At 57.8% G+C, this 26,444-nt stretch carries 24 protein-coding genes and 2 pseudogenes; 14 read left to right on the top strand and 12 right to left on the bottom strand.

The window, feature by feature from the left end:
* Window positions 1-206: 206 nt before the first annotated feature.
* Window positions 207-761, bottom strand: a complete 555-nt coding sequence (locus tag C6558_RS35600) for a response regulator transcription factor (RefSeq protein ID WP_158268998.1) — start codon at window positions 759-761, stop codon at window positions 207-209.
* Between the two features lie 415 nt (window positions 762-1,176).
* Here C6558_RS35600 and C6558_RS40455 point away from each other — a divergent pair, with 415 nt between their 5' ends.
* Window positions 1,177-1,383: a hypothetical protein gene (locus C6558_RS40455; protein ID WP_199197111.1), complete on the top strand. Its 207-nt coding sequence runs from the start codon at window positions 1,177-1,179 to the stop codon at window positions 1,381-1,383.
* Here C6558_RS40455 and C6558_RS41835 read toward each other — a convergent pair.
* From C6558_RS41835 to C6558_RS35575, 5 genes are all read right to left on the bottom strand, one after another.
* Window positions 1,363-1,698: a winged helix-turn-helix domain-containing protein gene (locus C6558_RS41835; protein WP_371412331.1), complete on the bottom strand. Its 336-nt coding sequence runs from the start codon at window positions 1,696-1,698 to the stop codon at window positions 1,363-1,365. The genes C6558_RS40455 and C6558_RS41835 overlap by 21 nt on opposite strands.
* 383 nt (window positions 1,699-2,081) lie before the next feature.
* Complete coding sequence (locus C6558_RS35590) at window positions 2,082-2,855, bottom strand: SDR family NAD(P)-dependent oxidoreductase (protein WP_107028515.1); 774 nt, start codon at window positions 2,853-2,855, stop codon at window positions 2,082-2,084.
* Entirely contained in the window at window positions 2,852-4,567 is a 1,716-nt protein-coding gene (locus tag C6558_RS35585; RefSeq protein ID WP_107028505.1) for an acetolactate synthase catalytic subunit, read from the bottom strand. The genes C6558_RS35590 and C6558_RS35585 overlap by 4 nt, the downstream gene beginning before the upstream one ends.
* A 15-nt stretch (window positions 4,568-4,582) precedes the next feature.
* The gene (locus tag C6558_RS35580; RefSeq protein WP_107028504.1) at window positions 4,583-5,917 is read right to left on the bottom strand and encodes an aspartate aminotransferase family protein; all 1,335 of its coding nucleotides are present in this window, start codon (window positions 5,915-5,917) and stop codon (window positions 4,583-4,585) included.
* Between the two features lie 98 nt (window positions 5,918-6,015).
* Window positions 6,016-6,723, bottom strand: coding sequence for a GntR family transcriptional regulator (locus tag C6558_RS35575; protein WP_245449289.1), 708 nt, complete (start codon window positions 6,721-6,723; stop codon window positions 6,016-6,018).
* A 183-nt stretch (window positions 6,724-6,906) separates the two neighbouring features.
* Between C6558_RS35575 and C6558_RS35570 the strand changes: the two genes are divergently transcribed.
* Genes C6558_RS35570 through C6558_RS35550 form a run of 5 tightly spaced genes read left to right on the top strand, consistent with a single transcriptional unit; the run spans window position 6,907 to window position 12,392 of the window.
* Window positions 6,907-8,004: an ABC transporter ATP-binding protein gene (locus C6558_RS35570; RefSeq protein ID WP_107028502.1), complete on the top strand. Its 1,098-nt coding sequence runs from the start codon at window positions 6,907-6,909 to the stop codon at window positions 8,002-8,004.
* A complete protein-coding gene (locus tag C6558_RS35565) occupies window positions 8,005-8,895 on the top strand; it encodes an ABC transporter permease (protein WP_107028501.1) in 891 nt (296 codons plus the stop codon).
* Window positions 8,885-9,736: an ABC transporter permease gene (locus C6558_RS35560; protein WP_371412329.1), complete on the top strand. Its 852-nt coding sequence runs from the start codon at window positions 8,885-8,887 to the stop codon at window positions 9,734-9,736. Before C6558_RS35565 ends, C6558_RS35560 begins: the two co-directional genes overlap by 11 nt.
* A 14-nt stretch (window positions 9,737-9,750) precedes the next feature.
* Window positions 9,751-10,842: an extracellular solute-binding protein gene (locus tag C6558_RS35555; RefSeq protein WP_107028500.1), complete on the top strand. Its 1,092-nt coding sequence runs from the start codon at window positions 9,751-9,753 to the stop codon at window positions 10,840-10,842.
* Complete coding sequence (locus tag C6558_RS35550; protein ID WP_107028499.1) at window positions 10,830-12,392, top strand: M81 family metallopeptidase; 1,563 nt, start codon at window positions 10,830-10,832, stop codon at window positions 12,390-12,392. The genes C6558_RS35555 and C6558_RS35550 overlap by 13 nt, the downstream gene beginning before the upstream one ends.
* Here C6558_RS35550 and C6558_RS35545 read toward each other — a convergent pair.
* From C6558_RS35545 to C6558_RS35525, 3 genes and pseudogenes are all read right to left on the bottom strand, one after another.
* Window positions 12,367-12,855 carry a GNAT family N-acetyltransferase gene (locus tag C6558_RS35545; RefSeq protein ID WP_158268997.1) on the bottom strand — a complete coding sequence of 163 codons (489 nt, stop codon included), beginning with the start codon at window positions 12,853-12,855 and terminating at the stop codon, window positions 12,367-12,369. The genes C6558_RS35550 and C6558_RS35545 overlap by 26 nt on opposite strands.
* A 56-nt stretch (window positions 12,856-12,911) precedes the next feature.
* Window positions 12,912-14,156, bottom strand: a complete 1,245-nt coding sequence (locus tag C6558_RS35540; RefSeq protein ID WP_107028498.1) for an aminotransferase class I/II-fold pyridoxal phosphate-dependent enzyme — start codon at window positions 14,154-14,156, stop codon at window positions 12,912-12,914.
* 1,727 nt (window positions 14,157-15,883) lie between these two features.
* Window positions 15,884-16,166 (bottom strand): annotated as a pseudogene (locus C6558_RS35525) (transposase); the annotation flags it as partial.
* An 85-nt stretch (window positions 16,167-16,251) separates the two neighbouring features.
* Between C6558_RS35525 and C6558_RS35520 the strand changes: the two are divergent.
* Window positions 16,252-16,542 carry a hypothetical protein gene (locus C6558_RS35520; RefSeq protein WP_107028497.1) on the top strand — a complete coding sequence of 97 codons (291 nt, stop codon included), beginning with the start codon at window positions 16,252-16,254 and terminating at the stop codon, window positions 16,540-16,542.
* Window positions 16,543-16,635: 93 nt separating this feature from the next.
* Here the strand turns inward: C6558_RS35520 and C6558_RS35515 are convergent, their stop codons facing one another.
* The 3 genes from C6558_RS35515 to C6558_RS41830 all read right to left on the bottom strand — a co-directional run bounded on the left by C6558_RS35515 (window position 16,636) and on the right by C6558_RS41830 (window position 18,755).
* Complete coding sequence (locus tag C6558_RS35515) at window positions 16,636-16,887, bottom strand: WGR domain-containing protein (RefSeq protein ID WP_107028512.1); 252 nt, start codon at window positions 16,885-16,887, stop codon at window positions 16,636-16,638.
* 566 nt (window positions 16,888-17,453) lie between these two features.
* Complete coding sequence (locus tag C6558_RS35510; RefSeq protein WP_107028496.1) at window positions 17,454-18,104, bottom strand: hypothetical protein; 651 nt, start codon at window positions 18,102-18,104, stop codon at window positions 17,454-17,456.
* A gap of 333 nt (window positions 18,105-18,437) precedes the next feature.
* Window positions 18,438-18,755, bottom strand: coding sequence for an aspartate 1-decarboxylase (locus C6558_RS41830; RefSeq protein ID WP_371412330.1), 318 nt, complete (start codon window positions 18,753-18,755; stop codon window positions 18,438-18,440).
* 313 nt (window positions 18,756-19,068) lie between these two features.
* On the opposite strand from C6558_RS41830, the gene C6558_RS35500 reads away from it, so the two are divergent.
* From C6558_RS35500 to C6558_RS39815, 7 genes and pseudogenes are all read left to right on the top strand, one after another.
* Complete coding sequence (locus tag C6558_RS35500) at window positions 19,069-19,533, top strand: transposase (protein ID WP_107028494.1); 465 nt, start codon at window positions 19,069-19,071, stop codon at window positions 19,531-19,533.
* A gap of 203 nt (window positions 19,534-19,736) precedes the next feature.
* Window positions 19,737-20,315, top strand: a complete 579-nt coding sequence (locus C6558_RS35495) for a hypothetical protein (RefSeq protein ID WP_146160949.1) — start codon at window positions 19,737-19,739, stop codon at window positions 20,313-20,315.
* 1,007 nt (window positions 20,316-21,322) lie between these two features.
* On the top strand, window positions 21,323-21,562 hold the full coding sequence (locus C6558_RS35490; RefSeq protein WP_107028492.1) for a helix-turn-helix transcriptional regulator: 240 nt from the start codon (window positions 21,323-21,325) through the stop codon (window positions 21,560-21,562).
* A gap of 135 nt (window positions 21,563-21,697) precedes the next feature.
* Window positions 21,698-23,611 (top strand): potassium transporter Kup, encoded by a 1,914-nt coding sequence (locus C6558_RS35485; RefSeq protein WP_371412328.1) that lies wholly within the window; start codon window positions 21,698-21,700, stop codon window positions 23,609-23,611.
* A 927-nt stretch (window positions 23,612-24,538) separates the two neighbouring features.
* Entirely contained in the window at window positions 24,539-25,399 is an 861-nt protein-coding gene (locus C6558_RS35480; protein WP_371412327.1) for a DUF932 domain-containing protein, read from the top strand.
* A gap of 72 nt (window positions 25,400-25,471) precedes the next feature.
* Window positions 25,472-25,957, top strand: coding sequence for a helix-turn-helix domain-containing protein (locus tag C6558_RS41825; RefSeq protein WP_158268996.1), 486 nt, complete (start codon window positions 25,472-25,474; stop codon window positions 25,955-25,957).
* Window positions 25,848-26,416: pseudogene (locus C6558_RS39815) on the top strand (IS481 family transposase); the annotation flags it as partial. The gene C6558_RS41825 and the pseudogene C6558_RS39815, both read left to right, overlap by 110 nt.
* Window positions 26,417-26,444 lie beyond the last annotated feature (28 nt).

The following is a 26,444-nucleotide window of genomic DNA, read 5'->3' as shown; positions in this document are numbered from 1 at the left end:
CAAGCCCGCACCGCTCAGTGAAGCCGCAAAGGGCGTCGGTTATGTCCTGCTCGGTCCAGGCGACATTGATCCCGTCGATGAGTTGATCCAGCGCTTCGTTCATTGGCAACGTCTCCAGATTGCGAGGCGCCACTTTGATGAGCACGCTTAGCGTGTGCAACGAAGGCGGTTTGAAATTTCGACGAAGATTGTATGAACGGTGACTGTCATCTCTGGCTGAGTGCGTAGCCAATTGAGCGCACGGTCCTGATCGGATCTCGGTTCAAGCGCTGCCGCAACGACCGCCGCAGGCGTCCGACGTGAACATCGACCGTGCGCGGCTCGACGAACACGCCTGGCGGCCATGCTGCTTCGATCAGTTGCACACGCGAACAGACCTGGCCCTGCTGGCGCATCAGCAGCACCAAGAGCTTGAATTCGAGAGGCGGCAGGTGTACCTCCTGTTCGGCGCAGAACACCCGGTGCGTTGCCACGTCGACCCGTATTTCAGCGAACCGCAGAATGGTTGCTCCGCGCTTATCTTGTTCTAGAGGGGCGCGATCAGGAAGCAGCCGCTGCAGGTACTCGATAAGGCGCCTTGGAGCCAATGGCCGATGAAACCGCTCCGCAACGCCAGCTCTGATCAGGTCCAGATGAAACTTCCTGTCGTCGCCCTCGATCAATGCGATCACCGGAACCGGTAAGCCGGAGAACTGATCAAGGCGCAATTCACCTTCGCCCGCGGGGCATTCGACAATAACAGCGAGAATTTGCTGGTTCATGCTGGTTGCCTGATCAACACCCTCCCATAGTTCAGTCTGAAAACCTTGTGTCCCAAGTGCGTATTCAAGCCAAAGGTAAAGTTCCGCATCCAGTGAATGGATGAGTATTCGAGGCGTCATCCTGGATATTCCCGTTCATCTCCATTTTTGATGTCACAAAAAATGGAGAATAGGAAGGATATTGCTCGCATTTCGACAAAATTAGATTTATAGAAAGGCGGAGTTGGCGATGGTGGCGACAAAATCGCAAATTTAATATCAAATTGAAATTTATTATGAGGTCTCAAAAACACGTTCTGCGTTCGATGGTGTTGCTTGCGGCAAGGGCTTAAACGCGACAGGCGCGTTACCTGTGACAGGGCCAAACAGCCGGCGCATAGCAACTTCAACCCGCGCCGGTCGCGGGAGACTGAACATGTCGAAATCAACCGGAACGCTCGGGGCTAACTCATTTGCGCAGACGTATGACCACACCCTGGAACAGGTAGTGCTTCAGATATTCGGTGCTGACGCAGCGCTTGTCGCCGCCCGGTGTGCGCTGGCGGCGAAATTTGCCGGAAGGGACGAAGATTGCCGCCGCTGGGCAGTCGCCTTCCGTCGACTACGATTGCGCTCGACTTGAGGCGCAATCGCCTGACGGAACGACCATCCTGTACCCGGAGCTTCTGATCGTCTCGATCCAGGGTTTTCCGAGAGGAGCGAGGCTGCGGCGCAATCTGCAGACATGAACGTCGACGCCTCGACCAGTGAGTATGCATTTCGGGGATCGTGCCGCGACCACGAGATCCGTCCGGGTCCTCACTCTTCCGTAATTGGCGTAGAGTTCGGCGAACAGGGCAAAGGCGATCGGAGACAGGCGCACTGTTCGCCCCTGCCATGTTACAGCGCGCTCAAGCGGATCGAGCAGCAGATGTGGCGCTTGCGAACGTGGCCGCATGAGCGGATGTTCGGGGCCTGCTGCCTCGCAAATCAATTCCATGAGGGCGGAAAGATTGAATGGCCTCGTCAGGCATTCAGTCGCTCCAGCCCTCAGGAGTTCAAGATGGCCCGGGCTCGCATCTCGTCGCACGAGCCCAATCACAGTTATTGGCTGCGGATGATCGCGATCCGTGATCGATCGGCAGAGTTCAAGACTGCGGCTATTGGCATCCAGGATGACAACCGTTCGATTAGGGGAGGAACTGTGACTGATGTCGTCTGGACCGGCGACCCGGCGCGCCGAGAAGCCCTCCGCTTGAAGAATGTACTCAAGCAGAGAGTAGAGTTCCGGATCGTCGGTATTCACGAGAACGCCCGTCATTTCTGGATTCCCCGGTCCGATCAATTGGCCACGACTTCTCCGCCATTGACATCGATCGTTGCGCCATTGACGAAGCCCGCTTGCGGCGACGCCAGGAAGGCGATGACATTGGCAACGTCGTCCGGCGTTCCAAGCCGCCCCAGTGGTATGCGTTGACGCGCCTCCTCATTCACTGGCAGCTCGGGCGGGCCGGTCATGTCGGTTATGATCCGCCCCGGCGCAACGAGATTGACCGTGATGCCATTGGGACTGACGGCGCCGATCATGCTCTTCATGAGGCCAGACAGGCCCGCCTTGGAGCAGACGTAACTGATGCCTGCGATCTTCGGCCGGGTTCTGGCGGCAAGCGATCCGACGAGGATAATCCGCCCGAAACCGCGATCGACCATTGTTGGCGCGACGCTCTGACAACACAGCATCGCGCCGGTCAAGTTTACCGCGAGGACCCTGTTCCATTCCTCAAGCGTGAGCTCGGAAAATGGCGTCGGTCCGTCGACGCCTTTTGGAGAAATTCCCGCACAGCAGACGAGCGTATCCGGAGATCGCCAATGTGCCTCAACGCTTGCGAAGAAGGCGCTAATGGAGGAAGGATCAACGAGGTCGGCTGCGCTACTCAAGATCCGGTCCTTGGACGCAACAGATCGAAGGGTTTGCTCCGCCATCCTCGCCTGGTCGGAGCGCTGTCCGAAGACAGCGACATGATATCCGTCGAGAAGCAGGCGTCGGGCGGTGGCCAGGCCAATGCCCGACGTACCGCCTGTCACGACGGCGACTTTCCCCGGCTGCGCTGTCATGCGCATTCGTCCATTTGCGCAAAGAGCGAGAGTGCTGGGTGTGCTGCCGGATCAGCCATCACTTCCAAGAGTGTTGAAGTCGGGCGCTGGAACGCCCGCTCCAGGGCGTCGGCGAGGTCCGCAGGATCGGTAATGCGGTCTGCGGCACAGCCGCAGGCGCGTGCGATTGCGGCATGATCGACGTCGTGGAAGTTGATCGCGGTCGTATATTTGCCGAACTTGACTGTCTCGGCATCCTTCTGGAAGCCGAGAATGCCGTTGTTCAGCAGAATGACGACGACCGGAAGGTCGCTACGAACGATGGTTTCGAGCTCCGCCCAGCTGTGGGCGAAACCACCGTCGCCGACAATTGCGATGACCATTTTGCGGGGTTGGGCACATTTGGCGCCAATGGCAAGGGGCACACCCCATCCAAGCCCCGCCAAACCGCGCGGCGTGATGAAGCGGGCTCCCGCTTCAGCGCAGCGTAGCTGCCCGACAACCCACATGGAGGAGTAACTGGCGTCGGCGACGACGATCGTGTTCTCGTCGAGTTTTGCCTGAAGCTCACAAAGCACCCGCTCGGGCCGGATGGGAAACGCGCTGGAGGACGCAAGTTCTTTGCGATCGGCATCAAACTTTTTCCAAAGGCCCGCTATCTCCTCTTCGAGAGCCGGGCGTGCGGCGGCGCGTCGGGACAGGTCGTTCAACTTCAACTGGTCGATCAGTGCAGACAGCGTCAGGAAAACGTCTCCAACGAGACGCAGCGCCTCATAGTTCCTGCCAATTTCCAAGGGATCGATGTCAATGTGGATGATCGTCGCGTCGGCTGGAAATTGGCTCCAGTTATCTGTTCCGTTCTGGTTCGTCCGCGTTCCGATCAGCAAGATGACGTCCGCGCGTTGGACGAGAGGCAATGTATGACGGCCAAGCGACCGTGGTCCGACGAGCGAGCCAAGTACACCGGCAGACAAAGGATGGTGCTCATTGACTGCGCCCTTTCCCATGTTTGTCGTAACGACCGGCAGAGACGCTGCCTCTTGGAGCGCCTCAAGCGCCAACGATGCGCCGCTTCCATGAACGCCGCCGCCGGCAATCGCGATTGGCGCACGCGCATTGGCGATGAGGTCGGCTGCGACCGCGATCGCGTCGTCGCCTGGACGGGTACGATTGAGCGGATAATAGCCGAGGGAGCTTTTTCGTCCCGCGGGTCGCTCAGGCGCCGCGTCCCGCAGGAGGTCGGCCGGCAGCAACAGGACCACGGGGCCGGGCCTTCCGGATGCCGCCGCCACAAATGCCTGGTCGAGATAGTCCTCCGCGCGTTCTGCTTCGGTGACGCGTCGCACCCATTTCGCGCAAGCCTGGAAGAGTTGTATATGGTCGAGTTCCTGGAAGGCGTTCTTGTCCGTTTGCTTGCGCTCGACGTCTTGAACGAGCGCAATAACCGGGACGCTGGCCTTTAACGCCTCGGCGAGCGGCGGCACGAGGAGGGTTGCGGCCGGACCGTTTTGGGCCGCGACGATCGCGACCTTCCCCGAAACGCGCGCATAGCCGTCAGCCATCGCACCTCCCATGTTTTCCTGTCGATAGGCAATCTGGCGGATGCCGATTGCTTCTGCGGCAAGGATCAGCGCCGATGGCAGGCTTTGAGCAAAAATATGCTCGACACCATGGCGTTGCAGGGCAAGGGCCATGCGCTCGGCAACAGTCACCAACTTCTTATTGATCGTCATAGTCGTTCTCGCGAATTAGAAGGATTGGGAAAGAAAGGCGTCGAAGACGTCGATGAGGTGCTCGATGTCGCTGGGCCCCATCGCCGTGGAGAGGCACGCTGAAGCTCCCGATGGCAGCAATATGCCGTGTGCGGCCGCATGGCGCCCCAGTCGTCGCATCGTGTCGGCCTGCGCATTCGTGGTGTACGCGTCGCGATAGTTGCGTGGAGGTGTGGGACGTGGATGTATGCGAAACAGCGAGGCGCTGCCGGTTACACAGAATGGCGCACCATGTTTTGCAATGACGTTTCTCAAGCCTTTTCGCATCTGCTCGCCGAGGTCCTCAAGGCGTATAAAGGCGTCCTTGGTCAACGCGGTCATGGTCGTAAGTCCTGCGACCATCGAGACCGGGTTTGCAGAGAACGTGCCGCCTTGAGGCACGCCAGGGCGCCCGTGTTCGGCGCTGAAGACGCTCATCATCTCCTTGGATCCGCCGATAGCCCCGATTGGAAAACCGCCGCCGATGATTTTGCCGGCAGTGATCAGGTCCGGGATAAGGCCGAAGCGCTCGGATGCGCCGTGGTAACCCTGCCTGAGATTGAGAACTTCGTCGGATATGATCAGTATCGAGTGTCGGCGGGCCAGTTCCATCAAAGCGGTGATGAAAGCCGACGCGGGTTCGATCAGTCCCGCCCGGCTCGGCATCACGTCGATCAAAATGCACGCGGTCTCGTGCGCGACGGCGCTCAGACCCTGCTCCAGGGCATCGACATCGTTGAACGGCAAAACGGTGACCTTTCTGCCGACGTCGTCAGGCGTTCCTGAAAAGCTCGAGACGGCAGCAGGCCTTTGTTCCGGTCCCCAATTGTTCGGATTGTTCGATTGACCCACTTCCGCCCAATCGTATGAGCCGTGATATGATCCCTCAAAGCGGACCAGCCCAGGCTTGCCGGTCAGGGCGCGAGCCGCCTTGATCGCAAACATCACCGCTTCCGTGCCGCTGTTGACGAAACGAACATGCTCGATTGCGGGGATACGCTCGACGAGCAGCGCGGCGAGTTCGATTTCGTGCTCTGTCGGATTGGCAAAGCAGGACCCGTCCATCAGCAGTTTGGAAACGGCCGCGACAACCGGTGGGTAGGCGTGGCCGTGTATCAATGTGGTGAAGTTGTTGTTCAGGTCGAGGAAACGGTTGCCATCCACATCGACGAGGAAAGCACCTTCCCCGCGCTTTGCATATATCACTCCACCGTCTCGTTCGATCGTCACCCTGGAGGTGCCGTCGGGAAAAACCTTCCGCCCTTCCTTTAACGCAGTTTCCGACCGGTGCTTCGGCCTCATCAGGATTGGAGGCGCCGCGATACTGTCCATCTCAAAAACTTCCCTCTGCAATGTCTGGTGGTTCGTGATTTTGTCGCAATTATGTTGCAACAAAAATCACGTGCAGGGAAGTTACGCAACAAAAAACTTTACGAGGTCGAAGATTCCTTCTGCCAACGCTCCGCCTCTGCCCGTCGCAGGCGCCGGTAGCCGTCACGGATGTCGCTCTCAATTGCGGCACGCACCCCCTCGGCGTCCCCGAGCGCCAGGCTTTCGATCACAGCTAAGTGGTTGTGCACTCCAAATCTGCTTTCGGCGAACTCCGGATAAAGGTCATGGAATGCAGCGCCCGTGCGCAGCCACAAGGTTTCGATCGTGGCGACAAGAGTGGGCATGTTGCTGAGTTCATAAAGCGTGAAATGAAACTCGCGGTTTGAGGCGAGAACGGCGACGTAGTCCCTGCGATCCAGGGCTGCGTTGATCGATTCTTGCAGTGACCGCAAGCGCGTAACGGTTTCTTCCGTGGCGTTAGCGACCCCTCTGAATGCCGCAAGTCCTTCAAGCGCAAGCCGCATCGCCGTCACCTCGTCAAGTGCCTCGCGCGTTAGGCTCGGAACGACCACAGTCTTCGGGCCGGCGAAGACCAAGACACCTTCCTGTGTCAGTCTATTGATCGCCTCTCTGGCAGGCGTCGAGCTCAGGCCAAGCTCTTCTGCGACGCCTCGCACCGTCAGTTTGTGGCCGGGCGGGAACGCGCCCCGGATCAGCCGTTCCTTGAGGTCTTCGTAGGCGACGTCACGCAGTCGTGTGGGTGTCTTACTATCTGCAGTTTCAATCTGGTCGTCATCGTTGATCAATTTTGTGTCCCCCGGTTGACATGCTGCACATTTGTTGCAACAAAAATGAAACATGTCGTTTATGCGAAGTCTATGTGACATCGCAGAGCTACCACTATTACTACGAGCCGTAACGCAATCATGACTTGTATGATTGCTCGCGGCGCGCAGCCTGCGGTTTCCGCTCAGCAAAGGGAGGTTTGATTGATAGGAGAAGAGATCACGCTAAAGGGCGTTCGAAAAAGCTACGGCAGCACCGTTGCTGTTGAGCCACTGAACCTGGAAATAACGGCGGGGGAGTTCGTGTCTATCCTCGGTCCCTCCGGGTCAGGCAAAACGACGCTTCTGACCATGATCGCAGGATTCGAGTATCCGGACGAGGGTAGGATCTCTGTCGGAAACCGCGACATCACCCGGGTCGTGCCAAATAAGCGCGGGATCGGCATGGTGTTTCAAAAATACGCGCTCTTTCCGCATCTAACCGTCGCAGAAAACGTCGCCTTCCCATTGAGGATGCGCCGGCAGTCGCCCCATGACATCAGGACCCGTGTCGCGGCCGCTTTGGATATTGTTCAGCTGTCGGCGTTTGCTGCGCGGTACCCGCACGAACTTTCGGGCGGCCAGCAACAGCGGGTAGCCGTTGCACGCGCACTCGTTTTCCGGCCGCCGGTCCTCCTCATGGATGAACCATTGGGGGCACTCGATAAAAAGCTGCGTGAGAGCATGCAGTTCGAAATCAAGGCTCTGCAAAAATCGCTCGGCGTTACGGTTGTCTACGTCACTCATGACCAGGAAGAAGCCCTCACCATGTCCGATCGCGTTGCAGTGATGGCAGGTGGAAAACTCGCGCAGATCGGCTCACCGCACGAACTTTACGATGAGCCCCGCGACAGCTTCGTTGCGGACTTCATCGGCAAGATGAATTTCGTGCCGGGGCGCGTCATCGGACGAGAAGCCGACGAGATGATTATTCGCGCGGCGTCAAGCGAGCTCTTCAGGCTCAACGCCCGAAAACTCGCCGGAAAGCAGGATCAACTGGTCCAATTGGCGTTCCGGCCCGAGCGGGCTCGTCTCGTTCGAAAGAGCCAGGCCCGGCCTGGCGCCTTGGGCGGGACGGTGAGCGCAAGCGTGTTCGTCGGATCGCATCATATGTATGTGGTCGACGTGTCTGGGGACGACACGCGCCCGGTGCATGTCCAGGCGGAGCCCGGAAGTGACGTGCGTTTCTCAGCCGGGGATGAAGTGGAAATTCTCCCGGATCCGGCGCATCTCACGGCCTTTCCACTGGTGGAGGTGCGCTAGATGGAACAGGTTTGCCTGGAAACACCCGGCGCAGTGACGAGCGGCGGATCCGCCCGCTTTTTGTCGCGGGGTGCCACGATTGTCCTTCTCGTGCCGCTCGCTCTGCTGTTGGCAGTTGGCTTTGTCTATCCGATTGCGCAACTCATCAAGATCAGTTTTTTCAGCCCAGATTTCAGCCTCGAAAGCTACAGGCGCATCGTCGCCGATCCTCTATACCTCCTGGTTCTCGGCCGCACATTCGCCGTGGCGTTCTGTGTCATGGTCCTTTGTCTCGTTGCGGCCTATCCCGTAGCATTCGCCATGGCGAGGCTTCAGGGGCGAAATGCAGCAATCGTTGCGGCTTGCGTGCTCATCCCGCTCTGGACGTCCGTTCTCATTCGCTCCTATGCCTGGATTGTCCTGCTTCAGCGCAATGGAATCGTGAACTCGGTGTTATTGGATGCCGGGTTGATTAGCGAGCCGCTGAAGCTGATCTACACCGAGGGTGCCGTGATCCTGGCCGTGGCACATGTGCTCATGCCCTTCATGATCCTGCCGCTCTATTCGACCTTGCGATCGATACCGAAGGAGCTATCCCAGGCGGCCCTCAATCTCGGCGCCGGTCCGGTCGTAACCTTCCTTCGCATCACCCTGCCATTGAGCACGCCCGGCATATTCGCGGGCTGCGTGATGACGTTCATCTTGGCAATCGGGTTCTACATCACGCCCACCCTGGTGGGCGGCCCAAGTTCCATGATGATCGCGACACTGATCGGGCAGCAGACCACCGTGCTTCTGGACTGGTCCTTCGCTGCTGCCCTTTCGACCCTTCTCTTGGCCGTCACGATGTTGCTGGTGCTCGTCTTTAGAAAAACCATCTCGCTGAACAAGGGGTTCAACGGTGTCAACTGATCAAACCACGGCAACACCTCAGTTGCCTCTTCTTCGCGTCGGTCTACCGACCACCGGTGGGTTGTCGAAGTCCGTCGCACGCAGGCTCGGCGGATTGGCGCTTGCTGCCATCCTGTTTTTCTTGATGCTGCCCACCCTCGTCATCATTCCGATGTCGCTGAGCAGCGGCGAATACATTGAGTTTCCCCCGCGTGGTCTGAGCCTGCGTTGGTATCAAGCGTTTTTTGCCGATCCGGAATGGCTTGCGGCTACCTTCTTCAGTTTGAAGATTGCTTTATCGACGACGCTTGCCGCAGCCGTCGTCGGGACGCTTGCATCGATCGCCCTGGTGCGCGGTCAAGTCACCGGCAAGCCGATCATCCAGGCCTTGTCCATGGGGCCAATGATCGTGCCCCATATCGTGCTCGGCGTTGCGCTCTACCTCGTCTTCTCACCGATGCAGCTGACGGGCAACTTTGTCGGATTCTTGGTGGCACATACGGTGCTGTCCGTGCCCTATGTCGTGATCACGGTGAGTGCTGCCCTCCAGCGCCTCGACCCGGTGCTGGAACTTGCGGCTCTCAGTTGCGGTGCAAGCCGGCCGCGGGCGTTCTTCTCGGTCGTCTTGCCAAACATCGCCCCTTCGATCGCAGCCGCATGCATCTTTGCCTTCCTCGCCTCCTTCGACGAGGCGACAGTCGCGTTCTTCATCTCCGACACCGGCGGCAAAACGATCAGCCGCAAGATGTTCGAGGACATCGACTTCAACCTCACTCCGGTCATCGCTGCCGCATCGACCCTGCTCGTTGGCATCTCGCTGATGCTTATGGGGGCCGTTCAGGCATTTTCCAAGCGGCGTTGATCACTGACCATTTAATGGGAGGAATTAAAGTGACAGCATTCAAACACTACTTCGTCTTCATCCCCCGAGCTCTGATTGGCGGCGTTCTCGCCTTCGCAGCCGGAGGACCCGGCCAGGCCGTTGCTGGCGAGGAGGTCATCATCGCTTCGACCGGCGGCGCCTACGACAAGGCATTGCGCCAGGCCTGGTTCGATCCCTTCACACGGGAAACTGGGATTGCCGTCAAGACGGTTGCTGCAACCAATGCCGAGATGCGCGCGAAAGCGACGGCAATGGTGAAGACCGGAAATGTTTCCTGGGACCTTTACATGCAGGGCGAGATCCAGGCGATGGCCCCGCAACATCTCGAGACTGCCGAAGATGTTTCCGATTTCTGCAAGCAGTTTTCCGATCGCCCTGACCTCGTCACAGATGCATGCCGGGCGGGTGGCATCCGTTTGCAGTCCACCGCAACGTTGCTCGTCTACGATACTGCAGACAGCAAGAAACCGGCTCCAGAAACATGGGCGGATATGTGGGATACAAATCGCTTTCCCGGAGGCAGGGCCTTTCCCAATTTTGATGACCCATGGCGCGTGCTCGCGGCAGCCCTACTTGCTGACGGTGTGGCGCGTGACAAACTCTTCCCGCTCGATGTCGATCGGGCGTTTGCAAAACTTGATGAGATCCGACCGGCGGTGTCACTCTGGTGGAAAACCGGCGATCAAAGCGTTCAAGGCTTCAGAAACAAGGACTATGCCCTTGGTCAGATTTGGCTCACACGAGCGACGGCGCTGAAATCGCAAGGCTACCCGATTGGGTGGTCTTACAAGGCTGCGTTTCTCGTCGGCGATCGTGTTGCGCTGGTCAAGAACGCGCCAAACCGTGAAAACGGATTGAAACTCATGGCCTACTGGCTCAACAGCCCGCAAGCTCAGGCGCGAGCCTGCGAATTGCTCTCCTGCACCCCTCCGAGCAACCGCGCAATCGAAATGATGTCCGCACAAGCACGGGCCAGCATGCCGTCAAAGGAGGACGTCGAACAGCACATTATCGTGCCGGATGCAGAGTGGATCAATGCGAACGCGCCACGCCTGCTTGAACGTTGGAACGCATGGATCAGATAGGTCGAGAAATGATTACGCCTGCAGTGACCAAACCAAAAACCATCCTCGTGGCCCGGATCTGGCATGAATCGAACGCGTTCAATCCCGAGATTACCGGTCCGGAGGCGTTCGAATACGCAACGGGTGAAGAATTTCTCGAGGCTGCGGCCGATAGCGGCTCTACGATCGGTGGGATAATATCTCGCCTTCGGGGATCAGACGCCCAGTTGATGGGGAGCCTCTCGGCAACGGCGCCGCCAAGCGGACTCGTCGACCACGGCTTTTTCCTCGAATTGAAGGACCAGCTTCTCAAAGACGTCGTCGCCCACCGGCCCGATGCCATAGCGCTGGACCTGCACGGAGCTATGGCGACGACCCGGACCGCTGATGCCGAGGGGCTTCTGCTCTCGGACCTCAGGCAACTTGTTGGTCCAGGGGTCCCGATTGCCATTGGTCTCGATCTGCACGCAAACGTCACCATCGACATGATCGAGTCGGTCGACGTCTGCATCGCTTGCAAGGAAAATCCCCACTCCGACGTCGTCGAGTGCGGTTACAAGGTTGCCGACTGCGTTCTCGCGGTGCTCGATGGTCGTCTGGCACCGGTGACCACGATGGCGAAGATTCCGATGATCTTGCCCGGTGCAGGCGAAACGGCCTCCGGCCCTCTGTTCGACATCCATGAAATGGCGCGGGCTTTCACGAGGGCCGACCCAGACATCTGGGACATCTCGGTGTTCAACGTGTTTCGCTATTCCGACGACTATGACATCGGACAGGCCATCGTCGTCACGAGCAACGGAAAGGCGCAAGCAGTGACACCCGCAAGGAAGCTTGCGCAGGCCTTCTGGGATCGTCGACAGGAATTCGTGGATGAACTGGTGTCAATCGACGAGGCGCTTGCCAAGTCATACAATCGGCAATGCTCCCGCCCTTATGTTCTTGCGGACATGGGCGACCGAATTCTCGCCGGCGCACCGGGCGACAGCACGGCGATCCTCGAGGCTGCGTTGAATGGGCACCCAACGCTTCGAGGCGTTGTCTCCGTGACGGATCCCAAAGCGGTCCGACTGGCCCAACACGCTGGCGTGGGTGCGTCGATCGAGATCGAGATTGGTGGACGTTTGACGCCAGGGTTTCGGCCCCTTCCGGTGCGGGCCGTCGTGCAGGGCTTAACCGACGGGCGTTGCGTTCTCGACGGGCCGTATCAGCGCGGCACTCAATGCGCGATGGGCGACACGGCCGTTCTTCATATCGACGACCGGCTTTCGGTTATGCTGACGACCCGTCCCGCGTTCAGCCATGATCCCGCGGTCTTTACCAGTCAGGGGATTGAACTGCAGGGCCAGGATTTTATCGTCGTGAAGTCCGGCTATCACTTCAAGCTGAATTTCGCAGCCATTGCAGAGCCGTTGCTCGTGCGCACGCCTGGTGTCGGCTACTACGAGAAGGGCTTCTTCACCTATCAGCGCGCCCGCTTCTGGCCTGAACACGGCGACGCCTGCTATCCGATCAGTACGCGCGTGCGCCGACGGGCGCCCAGCCTCAATCGTTTGGAACGGGTCGGGTGAGGACGTACCGGAAAACCGGTTGAGTCTTCTGGACGAGGCCGGAGTTCTCGGCGCCCAGCTTTTCCAATACTCGAAGGGATCGATCATTGCCTGGTCGCACGAACGCGACCAGGCGATCGACCCTAAGCTCGTCAAATGCGCTTTTTACAACGGCGGACGCCGCTTCGGTCGCAAGGCCCCTCCCCGATGTCTCGGCCGTAAAGCAGTAACCGAGTTCGACCTCTTGCGCCGGTGTCAGTCTGAGGCCGCAACGTCCGCAAGGCCCCACGCTTTGCGGACGTTTGCCATACACGAGGTAGAAGCCGAACCCGAACAATGCCCAGTGCTCGACATAGGCCTGGAGGAGACGATCCGAGTGATCCCGCGTCATCTCATCCACGCCGGCAAGCAATCGCGACACGACCTTATCGCGATGCACGTGATAGAGATCGGCGCTGTGCGTGCTTGTGAGCGGGCGCAGCAAAAGCCGCGTGGTCTCCAGAAATCCGGGGGATAGACCCGCCCTGAAGGCCACAGCGGCTACTTCTGGCTGTCTTGCAAGGCAACAATCGCGTTGGCCAGACTGCTGACCTCGTCGATCGTGTGCCCCGCCGTGGGGCAGACCCGAATACCGGCCTTGCCGCGTGCGACTGTCGGAAAAAAGATAACCGACGTATAGAACCCCAAATCGAGCAGGCTTCGGGCAGCGGCGATGGCATCGGACTGTTCGCCGATGGTGATCGTCCGGATCGGTAACTGCGTGCCACGGTGTTCCGTCGGGGCGATCGCGTCGAAAAGAGCGATTCTTTCTCCGAGGTCCCGTTGTCGTTCGACAAGCTCCTGGCTGCAGTGAAGCGAGGCTGACACCATCGCCGCGCCGAGGGCCGCCACGTTTGGTGAGGCGGAGAAGGCGTGCGCGATGGCAAATCTGCGGAACAGTTCTTCTTGACGCCCCGTCCCGAACATCAAGAGCCCGCCGGAGGCGCCGAACCCTTTGCCTAGTGACGCGGCAATGATGGTGTTTTCTCCAAGTGGCCCGGCAATCTGCGAGCGCGCGTAGCCTTCTCCGCGCTTTCCAAAAATCGAGACACCATGCGCGTCGTCGATATAGAGAAACAAGCCGTATTGGTTTTGAAGTGCCTGCAGTTTTGCGATAGGAGTCGAACCGCCCATGGAGTAGACACCGTCGCACACATAGGCGACCCTCTTGCCTGTCCGGCATACGCGTTCGAGTGCTTCAAGGTCGTTATGCGCGATCGTCAGGACTTCTGTTTCCAGGCCGACGGTTGCCTTGTGAAAGGCAAGCGTCGCATGAGCCAGCCTGTCGAAGACGACCACCGGTTTCTCCCCATCCGTCAGCTGCCCAGACGCAACAAGAGGTAAGGCGCTCATGTTCGCCGCAAGCACACTGGAATAGACGATCACGCGTGCGGCGAACAGATCGGACAGAGACGCTTCAAGATCGCGGGCGAGCTTGAAGTTAAGCCGCGTCCTGGCACAGGACCAATGCAGACTTTTATAGCGCTCGAGCGCATCGATTGCTCCGGCCACGATCTTGGTGTGATTGTCGAGGCCGAGGTAAGAGCATCGGACGAAGTCAACGATCTCGCGGCCTTCGTCTGTTGGTGAGTGTAATTCTACGCTTCGTCCTCGCCCAGGAAAAGCGCTGACATCGACCAAGCCGGCAGTCTGCGCTGCCTGGAAGCTGGCATCCGCTGATTGAATGAGTGTGGCGGTGTTTCTACGGATGGTTCGGTCGATGCCTTCCAGTGAGTTCAGGTACATTTAAGCCTCCAGCTTGATAGTGACATGCCAACTAGGGTGGCGAAGTCGCAGAGATACTCAACGAATGGCCGCAGAAGAATTTGCGTCTTTTGCGCAAAGCTCGGGAGATATGAGGGACCATTGAGTGATGATCTCGTGAAGGTCTGGGAGCTTGTGAACTTTGACGCGCCGCTGCACAAAGACCGATTGCGCACATGCGAATGACATCGGCATTCACCTCGCTTGGCGCGGAAGCTGGCCTCCATCCTCGTCCCTGCGTCCGTCTAAAACTGCCCAGCAGCAAGCAAATTGCCTATCCGTTCTCAACACAATCAGTTGATCATCCGACAGGCTCCGTGTCTTGCCGATTAAGAGATCGCACGCCAACGTGTGAAGGGTGGTTCACGGCATGTTGCAGCCGGCTCTGATCGAATCGCAGTGAACGGAAAAGTTGACGCCGGATGATCCTCGCGGCCTCACCGCTGATCCTTTCTCACTTCAATCCATACTGAAAATTCGAGATCGATCTGACCAAACGGATCGGCCGAGCAGAAATCGCTGCATGACGACAATGCACCGTCCCACATGAAGTAAAGTCTGTTTTGGACGAAACTCGCGCCAGTGAAATCAGAACCTTAGCGGGCAAGGAACCACAAGGGGTGCAAGTGGGACAGCGCGTTTATTGCCGAGTTTCGACCTTCTTGCGAGCGGCAGGTGCGGGACCTTACAGCGTTTGCTGATCGCGCCGGTTACAAGGTGTGGCAACTTTCAAGGAAACTCGCTCTGGTGCGAACCTCGACCGCGCCGAGCGCAGGAAAGTCATTGCGCTTGCACGTTCAGGCACATCGATGTCATCTTCGTGACCGAACTTTCTCGATGGGCGACGATCGACCTCCTCAACACATTGCGAGACCTGGAAAGCTGGAGGGTTCCAGTGATCGCGATAAACGGGATGGCCTTCGATCTATCCTCTCCCCATGGCCGAGTGCTCGGAACGTTCCTTTAGGGCATTGCCGATTTGAGCGCGACCGATCGACTGGGAGCTTGAAGAATGACATTGGTGTTTCCGAGTTCCGCACCTTGCCGCAAAAAGCTTTTCACGCCACAAGGACATTTCAAATGAAACCCATCAATGCTGGAAATCGAAATCGGCGATTGCATAATTAGGCGTACGGGCCGTGTCAACCGGACGCGATAGAGATGGTGGACGCAGCGGTTTTTCCGGTTTCACGCTGCGGGTTAACGAATTGGCACTCGAGCACCCGACCTATCCGGCCCGTCCCACCATATTCAAGCGAGTTCAATTGCGTGACGGTTGCGAACTGCGCTCGCAAAACCGGCGCCTCGGCCTTGAGCTCAACCGGAAACTTAAGGGGCGCATGCACTAGATCTTCGCTCTCTGGGGTCATCAGTGGCGTGGTCGCCATGCACGCGGACGTATGGTGAATTATGCGTTATGCCGACAACTTCGTTGTTGGCTTCGACAAGAAGGTCGATGCGCACAAAAGGCTCTTGCCCTCAAGGAACGGCTGGCCGGTTTTGGCCTGGCGCTCCACGAAGGCAAGTCGCGGCTGATCGAATTTGGCCGGTTCGCGGCTCCATCTCGACAGCGGCGTGGCGAGCGACGGCCGAGACCTTCGACTTCCTGGGCCAACAGAAAATGCCAGCAGGCTTCCGACCCATACGCCCGGTCGGCTCCTGCGAGCGGCCTTAGCGCAGGACTTTGAACTGCTCTTGTCCCGGCTCCTGAAGGGGAAGCTGGCCTTGCGGTTCCGTTTCGCCCCCAGGCCCGTTTTCTTTTGGCCAAGTCTCGCAAGGCATCGGTGTCATAGGCGCGATCAGCAAACAGGATCGCGCCTTCGCGCAAGGCCTGCAGTGTCGGTTCTGCCACCCGGCTGTCGTGGGCTAGCCCTGCTGTCAGGTCAAGACTGATTGGCCTTGGCCTGCGTTGGCAACGACTGCGAGGATTTTCGTCGTCAGACCTCCGCGGTAACGTCCCGTGCAGCCATCATCTCGATCCCCCCTTTTTCCGCGGCAATCAATGGCAAGATAGGAAAAGCACAAGCGTGATCTGAATTGCATTGACGCGGCGCGTGATGTCGATAATTTCCGCATCATGTCCCTCACCACCGCGTTCATTTCCGAATTGATCAGAGCCGCAAACGAAGTTGAACAGCTAACGCCGCATGAAATAAGCCGCCTCATCGATCGATCAGTTGACACGATCCGCGCGATGCGCGAACGAGCGGAGCTCGCCGGCAACAGCAAGGTCAGGCATGTCGTGATCGACTTACAGGTCGCCTCTTCACGGGTCAGAGATCTGTCCACGGAGGATATCAGGGATACCCTGATTGATGCGGCGGAGATCATTCGGGCACTGAAAATAATTCGGGATCAGAAGGCATGACTTTATTTGCTCGGCTCACGAGAAACGTCGAAGGCTCACTCCCGTGTCGTTAATTAACTGGTTGCCTGGGCCTGTTTACATAAGTGGGTACTGTCACTGCGACGTGCGCGGGCGATAGCCGCGTTTTCGCTTTTGTTGGAGGAGCTCGAGGAAAAGCCGTACCGCCTCGTGTTCGCCGCGGAAATGATGAACCTTCGTCTGTCCCACGCTGCCTATGCGGCCCCACCTACGCAGAAGACAGATGTCTCCAAAAAGGTTGAGCTCGATCGACATGCAATAGTAGCGCGCCATGTTCTTCGTGGCGTCAGTACGCTCGACGTAGAGATGGTAAGGTTGCGAAATCATGTGATCAGATTCGTTGATCACGGGAACCACGTCCAATGAGATTTATGAATCGATTAAGCGGGATTGATTCAGATCTGTGATGCAGCGCGACCACACATCGAGGGTTGGGGAGACGCCTTTAGACCCGAAGCTACACGCCTGGGACTAACGTTCTCATCTTTCCTTCCATATGAATACCTCTTTATCAGATGACGAGTTCGAAGTTGGAAGACCCAATTGAGTGATGGAGCCCATAGCGAAACCAAACGGATGCCAGGGCAGAGCGTCTGTTTCCTGCCCGCCTATTGATAGTGGCGCCCCCATCAACTTGCTATTTTACGAGGCGTTGGCGCCAACACCACGTTTCTCTCGGGCCCTCCCCGTATCGTTTTGATTTCACCAACTACCAAACCCTAAAGTCGATCAAGATATTGCTGTCCTTTTAGTTTCGCTCGTTTCTTCTCTTCGAGCACTGTTTTGGCGAAACTCATGGTCGCACGTTGGGACGCTTCCTCTGAAGTTCCCGACCGTGTGGATCGCGCTGCGACTTTGCGCATTCCATTGCAGAGCACTGTTCCTTGTGTCTTTCACATCTGTCGTCCATCTCCGCGCGCTTTCAGGTCCAGGCGCCGGGCATTGCCTCTGTCGGGCCGCAGTGCTTTGTAGGCATCGCGCACCGAGATCGCGGCTGCCCTGTCTCCGCTGGCAGTTAGGTTGAAGACGACATGCCTTGAGCGCAACGTTTCCTCCCGTGATCCGCTGGCGCCGTTAGAGATTTCCGCCAGGAACAACGCGGCCTCCTTGTGGCCCTCTTCGGCAAGATTGGAGGCCATGGCCTTCAACTGTTCGGGAGCGAACGCCTGCGTCGTCGGCGATTGCCGTATTCCTTCTGCCTGCGCCGATCGAACCCGCGCATCCGGCTGCTTGAGGACGTTTTGGACCTTGGTTGATCGTAGGTTCTCCGGGAGATCGGCTGCTTCCCGACCGCGATCGGGGCTTGTCGCCGGAGTCAGGAGTTGCCCTGAAACACGGTTCGTTGCAGCGGTATCGGCCGAGTCGGGGTTATCAGTGGCTGGACCGATGTTGGTGAGACCAACGCGCGATTCGAGCGCCCTTTTATGCATGTACTCGAAATACTCGCTGAAATCGTCTCCCGGCCGAAGCTGATATTCGTCCGACGCGTCCGTCGAAGCGGGATATGCCGCATTCCCCTCGATCGTTGCTTCTTTGTTTCCCATTTAGCTTCCTTCGATCCCTTTACGGTCGTTGACGCTTGCGGGGGGCCCTTGGTGACGCGACCGGTCCCCCTCTGTCGCGATCGCGGCGTTCCAACAAGCATCGATTACAAGCTGTCGTTACACAACCCACATCGGCGAAAGCGCCGTCCAATCCGGCTGCAATTGTAGCCGAACGACACTTGGTAGATTTGAACTGCTAGGGGATCTCGTGGGAATGGTTGCCTGATCAGACGGCAGTCGGATCACAGCGACCGGCCAGGTTTCGGTCGATCGCATAAGCTCGGCGCGTGCAGTTTCGTAGGCGGAGCCGCGCATCCTACAGGCTGTGGTGAATCACGCCGGGCGCGATTTTCGGCCCTTGAGACCAAGGCTCGTCGGCGTCTTTGTGATACTGCCAATAGTCCAGCAGTTCTTCGACCGGTCAGCCGAGAAAGACTGGTTGAGTATGTGGTTGACATTGGCCAAGGAGCGCAGGCGGTTACAAAACGTTGGCACCTTCGGCTTCAACGAGGTATGTTGCCGTCCATCGGGATAGACCGAATTACAGATGATGATCGAGTCGCCAGGCTTGCAAACGCGCGCTAAGGCCCCATTGAGGATGCCGCACCTGGAGACGTGTTCACCCAAGATGACGAGATCCGGGCTCCGAATTGTTGTTCCAGATTTCCAGATAACATCGAAACGATACCCGCTTGCTGGTAATGATCAGGGTGCCACCGCGATCGACACATGACAGTTGCCGTTTGCCTAATCACGTGGATGGCATGCAACTCGCCATCGAGAAGCTTATCATCGTTCCATGAAGGCCAAATTGAGTGATGAAGCACACAGCGCAACCAGGCGCGTAACAAGAAGGGAACAATTCGAGCCCCCAGAAACCGTGCGTCAAAACTGAATTTTTGGGGGGTTGTTGACTCTGGAGATCAACCGGTTGAAAACGGGCCAATTCCAGCGGGGAAGTACTATGGTCGAAGAGAACACGGCGCCTGCGAGTGTGGCTGTTGATGATGCCACCGCCGCGAAGGCGCCAGAGGCAAAGAAGCGAAACGCAGCGAAACGTCAAAAAGCCGCTGCGGAACCCGTTCGCTTGTCAAATGCAACCGCGGCAAAGGCCACTGGCGGCAAGACCCGCAAGCACAGCGCGGAAGAAAAGCTTAAGAAGCTCAAGTCGATCGAAGCCCAGGTTGCCGATGGCGCAAGCACGCTTAAAGATGCAATTAAAAGCGCGGGGATGTCAGCGCAAACCTACTATAACTGGAAGGGCAGTGTGAGGTCCGGCAGCCAAACAGCTGCGGAACTTGTTCCGACCGGCGATGAGTTTGCGGAGCTCGTGCAACTCGAAGCGGAGAACCAGAGGCTGCGCAGACTTTTGTGCGAAAAGTTGCGTGCCGAGAATTCCGACCTGCGCAAGCGGCTCGGACAGGATTGATATCGAAACGAGCAATAAATTGAAGTGCGGTCGCTCTACGACGCTAAAATCCGACGGTGTCCAGCTTCGAACTGCCGAGTGACGCCGGTTCGGCCTGATTTCCTGAATATGACTGCATTAGGTCAGTTGAAACGCGGAGTGCCGCCCTGTATTTGTGCTGCTGTAGAATGCGGCACATCAAGCTACCTTTAGGCGCAAAACTTATGAAAACACCCCAACGCAGATTCGTTGTTGAGTTCAAATCGGGTCGCCGCCTGTCAAAGACTCAGGCGACCTCTATTTGGGGGGGCACAGATCTTAAGGCCATTGCCCGTGAGGTTGAAGACCAATCCTCTCACCTGTTAGGGGCCGCTAAGACCGCTGTTCAGGTCACGGAACCCATGCCTCACACAAGTGCTCTGATCTCTGTTGGCGAACCAGTGGTGAAAGACGTCGCTCCTGAGCCGCTGATCGATACGGTGGTGGTTAGCGCGGATAGCCCCGGATCAACTCCGGCTGTTCTCGCTGAGATTGCGGAGCCTGCGCCAACCCCGATGGAGGCTCCGGCAGCATCCAAGACTGTTAAAGCTCCTCGAAAGCGCGTTGCTCGCGCCGCGCCGGCGCCTATTCCAGCAGCAACGGTTGAGCAACTCCAAATGCCAACGTCGAGCGGTGCGACGGCATCGGCTTGCCTGGACGATTTGGCCGCACTTGATGCTGAAAACAAGCGTCTTCGGCAACTGCTAGCGAACCAGCTTCGTGCCCAGAATGCCGAGCTCAAGAGGATGCTCGAGCGGTTTTGACCGTTTCGGACTGATTGTCTGTTTGGATGTGGCGCCTCAGCCACGCGCCAAAGTTATTGACTTCGATTTCCGTTTGTTGAGCGCTGAGCTCTCAAGGACGACCATACCGAGTAGGGCAATGGTGTGTCGCCGCGATCACGGGCAAAAAGTACCGCGGCAGGAAAGTGCTCGATTTGTCGGACTTTTGAGAACCTAAGGAGATCACGCTGCGAGGATGGTGTTCCGCAGTGGCCTGAGGTCGGCCCCTGTCGGAGTCCAGATGTAATCGCCGGTGAGACTGATATGCTGCCACACGGGCGGAGTGATGTGTTTGATCACCTCGGGCGGCGTGGCGATGCTTTCGGTTGAACTCGGCGAAGGGCGGCTCGAGATAAAGATAAAGAGTGTTCGAGCATACGATGGCATTGATCAGTAGGTTCAGCTGGACGCCCGATAGAACTGGCTTCGAAGGTCCTGTCCCGCAATTCTCCGATGCGGTAGAAGAATAGTGCGCGAGCAAGCGTGTTCTGGGCGTCACTCTTGTGGAGGCCCGCGGTTGCATCGAGACGCTTGCGAAAGCGGTCATGTTTGCTGCTGAGAGCCGCTGTGGGTCGCAAGCAAAAATCCCTTCGATTACCGCAGAGTAGAGTGCCAAACCGCGAATTGGCAGAAGTCCTTCACCTAAGAACGATAGCACCCACGTTTCAAACGCAACCCAATATGTTCTAGTCATCTGGACGATTGGATGTAATAGTTTCCTGAAAGACGCGTAAACACAATTAACGAGTTTTTGATGTGGTGTCGGATTATACTGTGTCTAATTTGACGGATGTTCTTGTGCCGTGGAATATAAATTATACTAAAACTCATATATTTGCCTAAGTGGAAATAATTGACGCGAGCCTGTTGCCGATTGGTGTCCCTGACCTGATCCCCACCGCGAGTTTGTTCCTCCAACGGGATGATCTCATGGATGAGCCCTTAGGCTGGCTGTTCAATCAAGCCGTTTCATCAAGATGGAATTACCCATGATTTCCAGCAGCAGCACTCGACCTCTCCCCAACGCGACGGCCACAGCAATCGCCTCCGGCGCCAACGTCGTTGAGGGTGCGCGCAAAGCACGAGGATATAGCATTGAGGATTTGTCGGTCACATGCGGTTTGACGATCAACGAAATCGCCAAAATAGAAAGCGGCGATGATGCCGACCCTAGCAAGCTGCGCCGCATCGCATTAGCGCTCGGAGAAACGCCACTTATCGGCTCATAAGTAACGTTTCGCACAGCAATGCGCTCGTAGCTCAATTGGATGGCGCTTCAGACCTGGTTTCCGGCCTTTGCTGGTTCAAACCTCTCTGAGCACTCCATCACAACGCTGGTTAGCCGGGTTGAACGGAGTAGGACTATGGACAACGCTGACGGAATTACCGATGCCACGCAGTTTCCAGCCCAAAAATCCCTCGGTCGGTCAAATCTGAAGATATTGATGCTTGGTGCTCTCGGCGTTGTCTACGGAGACATCGGCACCAGTCCGATTTATGCGCTGCGCGAAGCATTGCATGCGTCGACCGGCACAAATCAGGCAGGGCGCGAAGACGTTCTCGGTGTGTTATCACTGATCGTGTGGGCGCTGACGCTGATCGTCACGATCAAGTACGTCGTTTTCGTGCTTCGAGCCGACAATAAGGGAGAGGGCGGCACGCTGTCGCTAATGGCGCTGGCACGCCGCAGTCTTGTGAAGCGCCCGGAGCCACTCCTCTTCGTCGCAATGTGTGGCGCCGCATTGTTTCTCGGGGACGCCGTCATAACGCCTGCGATCTCGGTACTTTCCGCAGTAGAAGGTCTTAAAGTGGTGACGCCGACCTTCGACGGCTACGTTGTACCGATCACGCTCACCATTTTGGCCGTACTATTCGCAGTCCAGCGGTTTGGAACGGGCCGCATTGCTTCGGTGTTTGGACCGGTCACGGCGCTGTGGTTTTTGGCCATCGGGCTGTCTGGATTGATCCAACTCACGGATGATCCGAGTGTTCTTGCGGCAATCAACCCGGTCCACATTGCGCATTTTCTAAACCACTCGCCGGGCACCGCTTTCGTGACTATCGGTGCCGTGTTCCTTGCAGTGACAGGGGCGGAAGCACTCTATGCCGACCTTGGCCATTTTGGCCGCAAACCGATCGTGCTGGCCTGGATTTTGATCGTCTTTCCTTGCCTACTGCTCAATTATTTTGGCCAAGGTGCCTTCGTGCTTGCACGCGGCGGGACAATCGGACACCCGTTCTTCGAGATGAACCACGGCTGGACGCTGGTACCGATGGTCGCGCTCGCTACGGCGGCGACCGTCATTGCCAGCCAGGCGGTGATCTCCGGCGCTTATTCAATGGTGCGCCAGGGAGTGCAGCTCGGCTTCCTGCCGCCCTTTGAGATTCGGCATACTTCGGAAACGCGATCCGGGCAAATTTACCTGCCACGCGTCAATCTTTTGCTCGCGTTGTTGGTGATGTTGTTGGTCGTCGGTTTCGGCGAATCCGGTGCTCTCGCGTCCGCCTACGGCATATCGGTGACCGGCGAGATGGTCGCGACGACAATCCTACTATACGTTGTGATGCGACGCGTCTGGAAGTGGACACTTTTGCCAGCGCTCGGGCTGGCAGTCATCTTCGGGATTGTCGATGTCGGCTTTTTCCTGGCCAATATTGTGAAAGTGTTCGACGGCGGCTGGGTCTCGATCACGATCGCAGCCGTAGTGGTATTAGTTATGACAACGTGGGTGCGCGGAACCAGTCTCCTCTTTCAAAAGGCCCACGCAAACGAAGTTGCACTTAGTTTCCTTGCTGAACAGATGGCCAAGAAACCGCCGCACCTTGTGCCTGGCACTGCGGTATTCCTAACCAGTGATCGGACGTGCGCGCCGACGGCCCTCTTGCATAGCTTGAAGCACTATAAGGTGCTGCACGAACACAATGTCATCCTGACGGTGACAACTGCGCAAGATCCCACTGTTCCGGACAGCCAGCGGGTCAAGATCGAGCAGGTCAATGATCTCTTCATGCGGGTGACGATGACGTTCGGCTATATGGAGCAGCCCAACATTCCAAAAGCGCTCGCGAGCTGCCGCAAACAGGGCTGGAAGTTCGACATTATGTCGACCTCATTCTTTCTGTCGCGCCGCGCTCTAAAGGCATCAGCAAATTCCCGCATGCCCCTCTGGCTGGATCGGCTCTACATCGCGCTGGCCGGGAGCGCCGCCGATGCCACAGAGTATTTCCAGATTCCGACTGGACGTGTGGTGGAGGTCGGTACGCAACTCACTATCTGATTGTGACACTTGGATAGCCATCTGAGGTCTTCGATGCTTGCCTCACTCTTCGTCGGTCACGACATACAAAAGTGCGCCATGAGATCCCATGTCCTTGATCGCCTGGGTGGCTCGTCTCGCAACATGTTGACAACGAGGGTTAGCTACAGAGTCAGAGCCTCAAACACAGAAGACGAGCCGTGGTCGATGATATCGCATTTACGTGGGTTTGGATGTGAGCAAGGCACTCCGGCGTCTCGAACGGGTGGACACCAGCGCTTCATTGCGCCGGCTGATGGTTGTCGTGTAGGTGAGATCGAGGTCAAGAATTGCCGCCTTTAGGGTCGCTTGCAGCCCAGCCTATCGGCTTCGAGTCGGCACGTAGCTAAGCCCTCTCCAAATGCAGATCCAAAAAAATGCGATCGGGGGATATCTAACGCGCCATTACCTCGACGATTTAGTCCCAAATCGTTCCACTCACGCTGGAGGCAAGCAGTTCCAATGTTGCGACGTGGGCTCTCTCCGCGTCGCTCTGCGTTAGGGTCGCCGACCGAGTTGCAGAACATTGCTCAGAGGGTTGCTATTCTCGCTAACGAGATCAAAGTAACACTGCAATTCCGCTCACCGATGCTGGCGCTGTCAGTCACAATATCGAAGGATGAGGGATGACAGCGCCTGGTCGATGAGAACCCTCGTGGCCCGCGATCGTCGGGCACGATGCGGCAGTTGGTTCTATAGTTCGCCGTCCCTTGCATTTGAGGGACCGAGGGGCATTGCCCCTTCTCTGCCCCAAACAGCCTTCCGCCCACCTTCCTCCTCTTCGCTGCGCTTGCGTTTCGTGCAGGCAGTTCCCCGCGAAGACTGTTTTCCCCTTCCATCCCCACCGCTCTCGCGGCCCCGGGAAGCAGGACGCGGCCCTGCTTCGCGGTCCAAAGGGAAAAGGAAGAAATGAAGATGAGCATATACGCCAAGACAGCACGCTTCGATACCGGTCGCTCGCTCAGCGAGGACGAGATGCTTATGATCGCGCCTTCGATCTTTTCAACCTCGGCACACGAAAGCCGCTCCGACCGCTTCAAGCCGATCCCAACGATCGAGATCCTACGCGGTCTCATGAAAGAGGGCTTCATGCCGGTTGGCGCGCGCCAGTCTGTCAGCCGCACGGAAGGAAAGGCCAACTTCACCAAGCACCTGATCCGCCTTCGTCGGCTCGACGACGGACACGTCTACAATGTGGGCGATACCGTCTGCGAAATCCTGCTGAAAAATGCGAATGATGGGACGAGCGCTTACGAACTGTTGGCAGGGCTTTTCCGCGTCTGCTGCCTGAATTCCCTGGTCGCTCAAACCGGAACGATTGACGCCATCAAGGTTCGGCATTCAGGTGATGTTGCCGGCAAGGTGGTAGAGGGCACCTATCGCGTGCTTGGCGAAGCTGATCGCGCACTTGTCGCACCGCAAGATTGGTCGACCTTCAAGATGGCTCGGGAGGAAAAAGAGGTTTTGGCCGAGGCAGCACGTGTTCTGCGTTTTGGTGGGGCCGATGGCTCGGTGAAGACCCCGATCAAGGCGGAACAATTACTCGTGCCCCGACGCCAGGAGGACCGCGCCGACGATCTTTGGACCGTTTGGAACGTCGTACAAGAAAACAGCATCAAAGGCGGCCTGCGGGCCGTGAGCCGCGACGAATTCGGGCGGTCGCGCCGCATGAAGTCTCGTGCTATCAACGGCATCGACCAGGACATCAAGCTCAACAAGGCTCTTTGGCTGATTGGAGAAAAGATGGCCACTCTGTTCGGCAAGCGCTGATCGCGATGCGCCTCGCATCCAGCGAGCCATCTGGATGCGACCCTCGCCCCGCCTTTAAGGCGGGGCTTTTTCGTGTGCGCCTGTTTTTGCCTCTGGGGCCGCAAAAGGTTGAGGGGCGCCCCTAGCCCCGCCCCTCAAACACCCCTGCCCGCCCGTGAAACTATTCACACACCGGCAATTACGGGGACAAGCTGTAGAGAGCTGGCGGTCGAAGCGGTCGAGTCCCTCACTCGGGATGGCACCGCCGTCGACCCGACCAAGAAACGCTTCAAGCATGTCCCGGCTTTCTGGCGGCGCAAGAGACTCGATCCCCGTAAGCGCGCCCATGCCGTTGATCTCTACAAGTCGCGCCAGCACACCGCGAAGGAAATCTGCGACTTGATGGGAATCTCGCGCGCCACGCTTTACGCCTACATCGAGGAATTCTCGGATGGGCCGTATAGGACGCATCCCGGCGGAGACATTGCTGGGACTTCGCACCCGGCTTGCCAATCTGTCGGCCCGCGACACGCAGCGCCGTGTCGCGATCGATCAGGTCGCAGAGCTGTTCGGCGTTAGTTCCGCCACGGTCTATCGTCAACTACAGCAGCTCCGGCGTCCAAAATCCGTGGCGTCCAAAATCCGTGCGACGCTCAGATCGAGGACAGCCTCGTGCTGTCGCGGCCGAAACGATGACGCGGTATTGCGAGATCATCGCCGCACTCAAGATCAGAACGGAGAACGGCAAGGGGCGGCGACTGTCGACGAACCGCGCCATTGAACTTCTGGAAGCGTTCGGCATCGACACGCCGGAAGGCCATGTGCAGGCTGCTCAAGGTGTGCTTCGGCCGACGACTGTAAACCGCTGGCTGCGCAGCCGGGGGGCTCGACCATCCGCGTATGGCGCGGGCTCCTGCCGCAATCCGGTTCGAAGCGCGGCACTCAAACGATTGTTGGCAGTTCGACATGAGCCCGTCGGACCTCAAGCATATCGACCAGCCAGATTGGATTGAGCCGGGTCGCGGTCAACCGACTTTATGACCGACATTGCCGCGGCTGCAGAGAC

This window comes from Ensifer sp. NM-2, assembly GCF_003024455.1.
In the GTDB taxonomy this organism is placed as follows: Bacteria; Pseudomonadota; Alphaproteobacteria; order Rhizobiales; family Rhizobiaceae; genus Ensifer; species Ensifer canadensis.
Note: the sequence above shows the minus strand (reverse complement) of the source record. Positions and strands in the feature narration are given on the sequence as shown.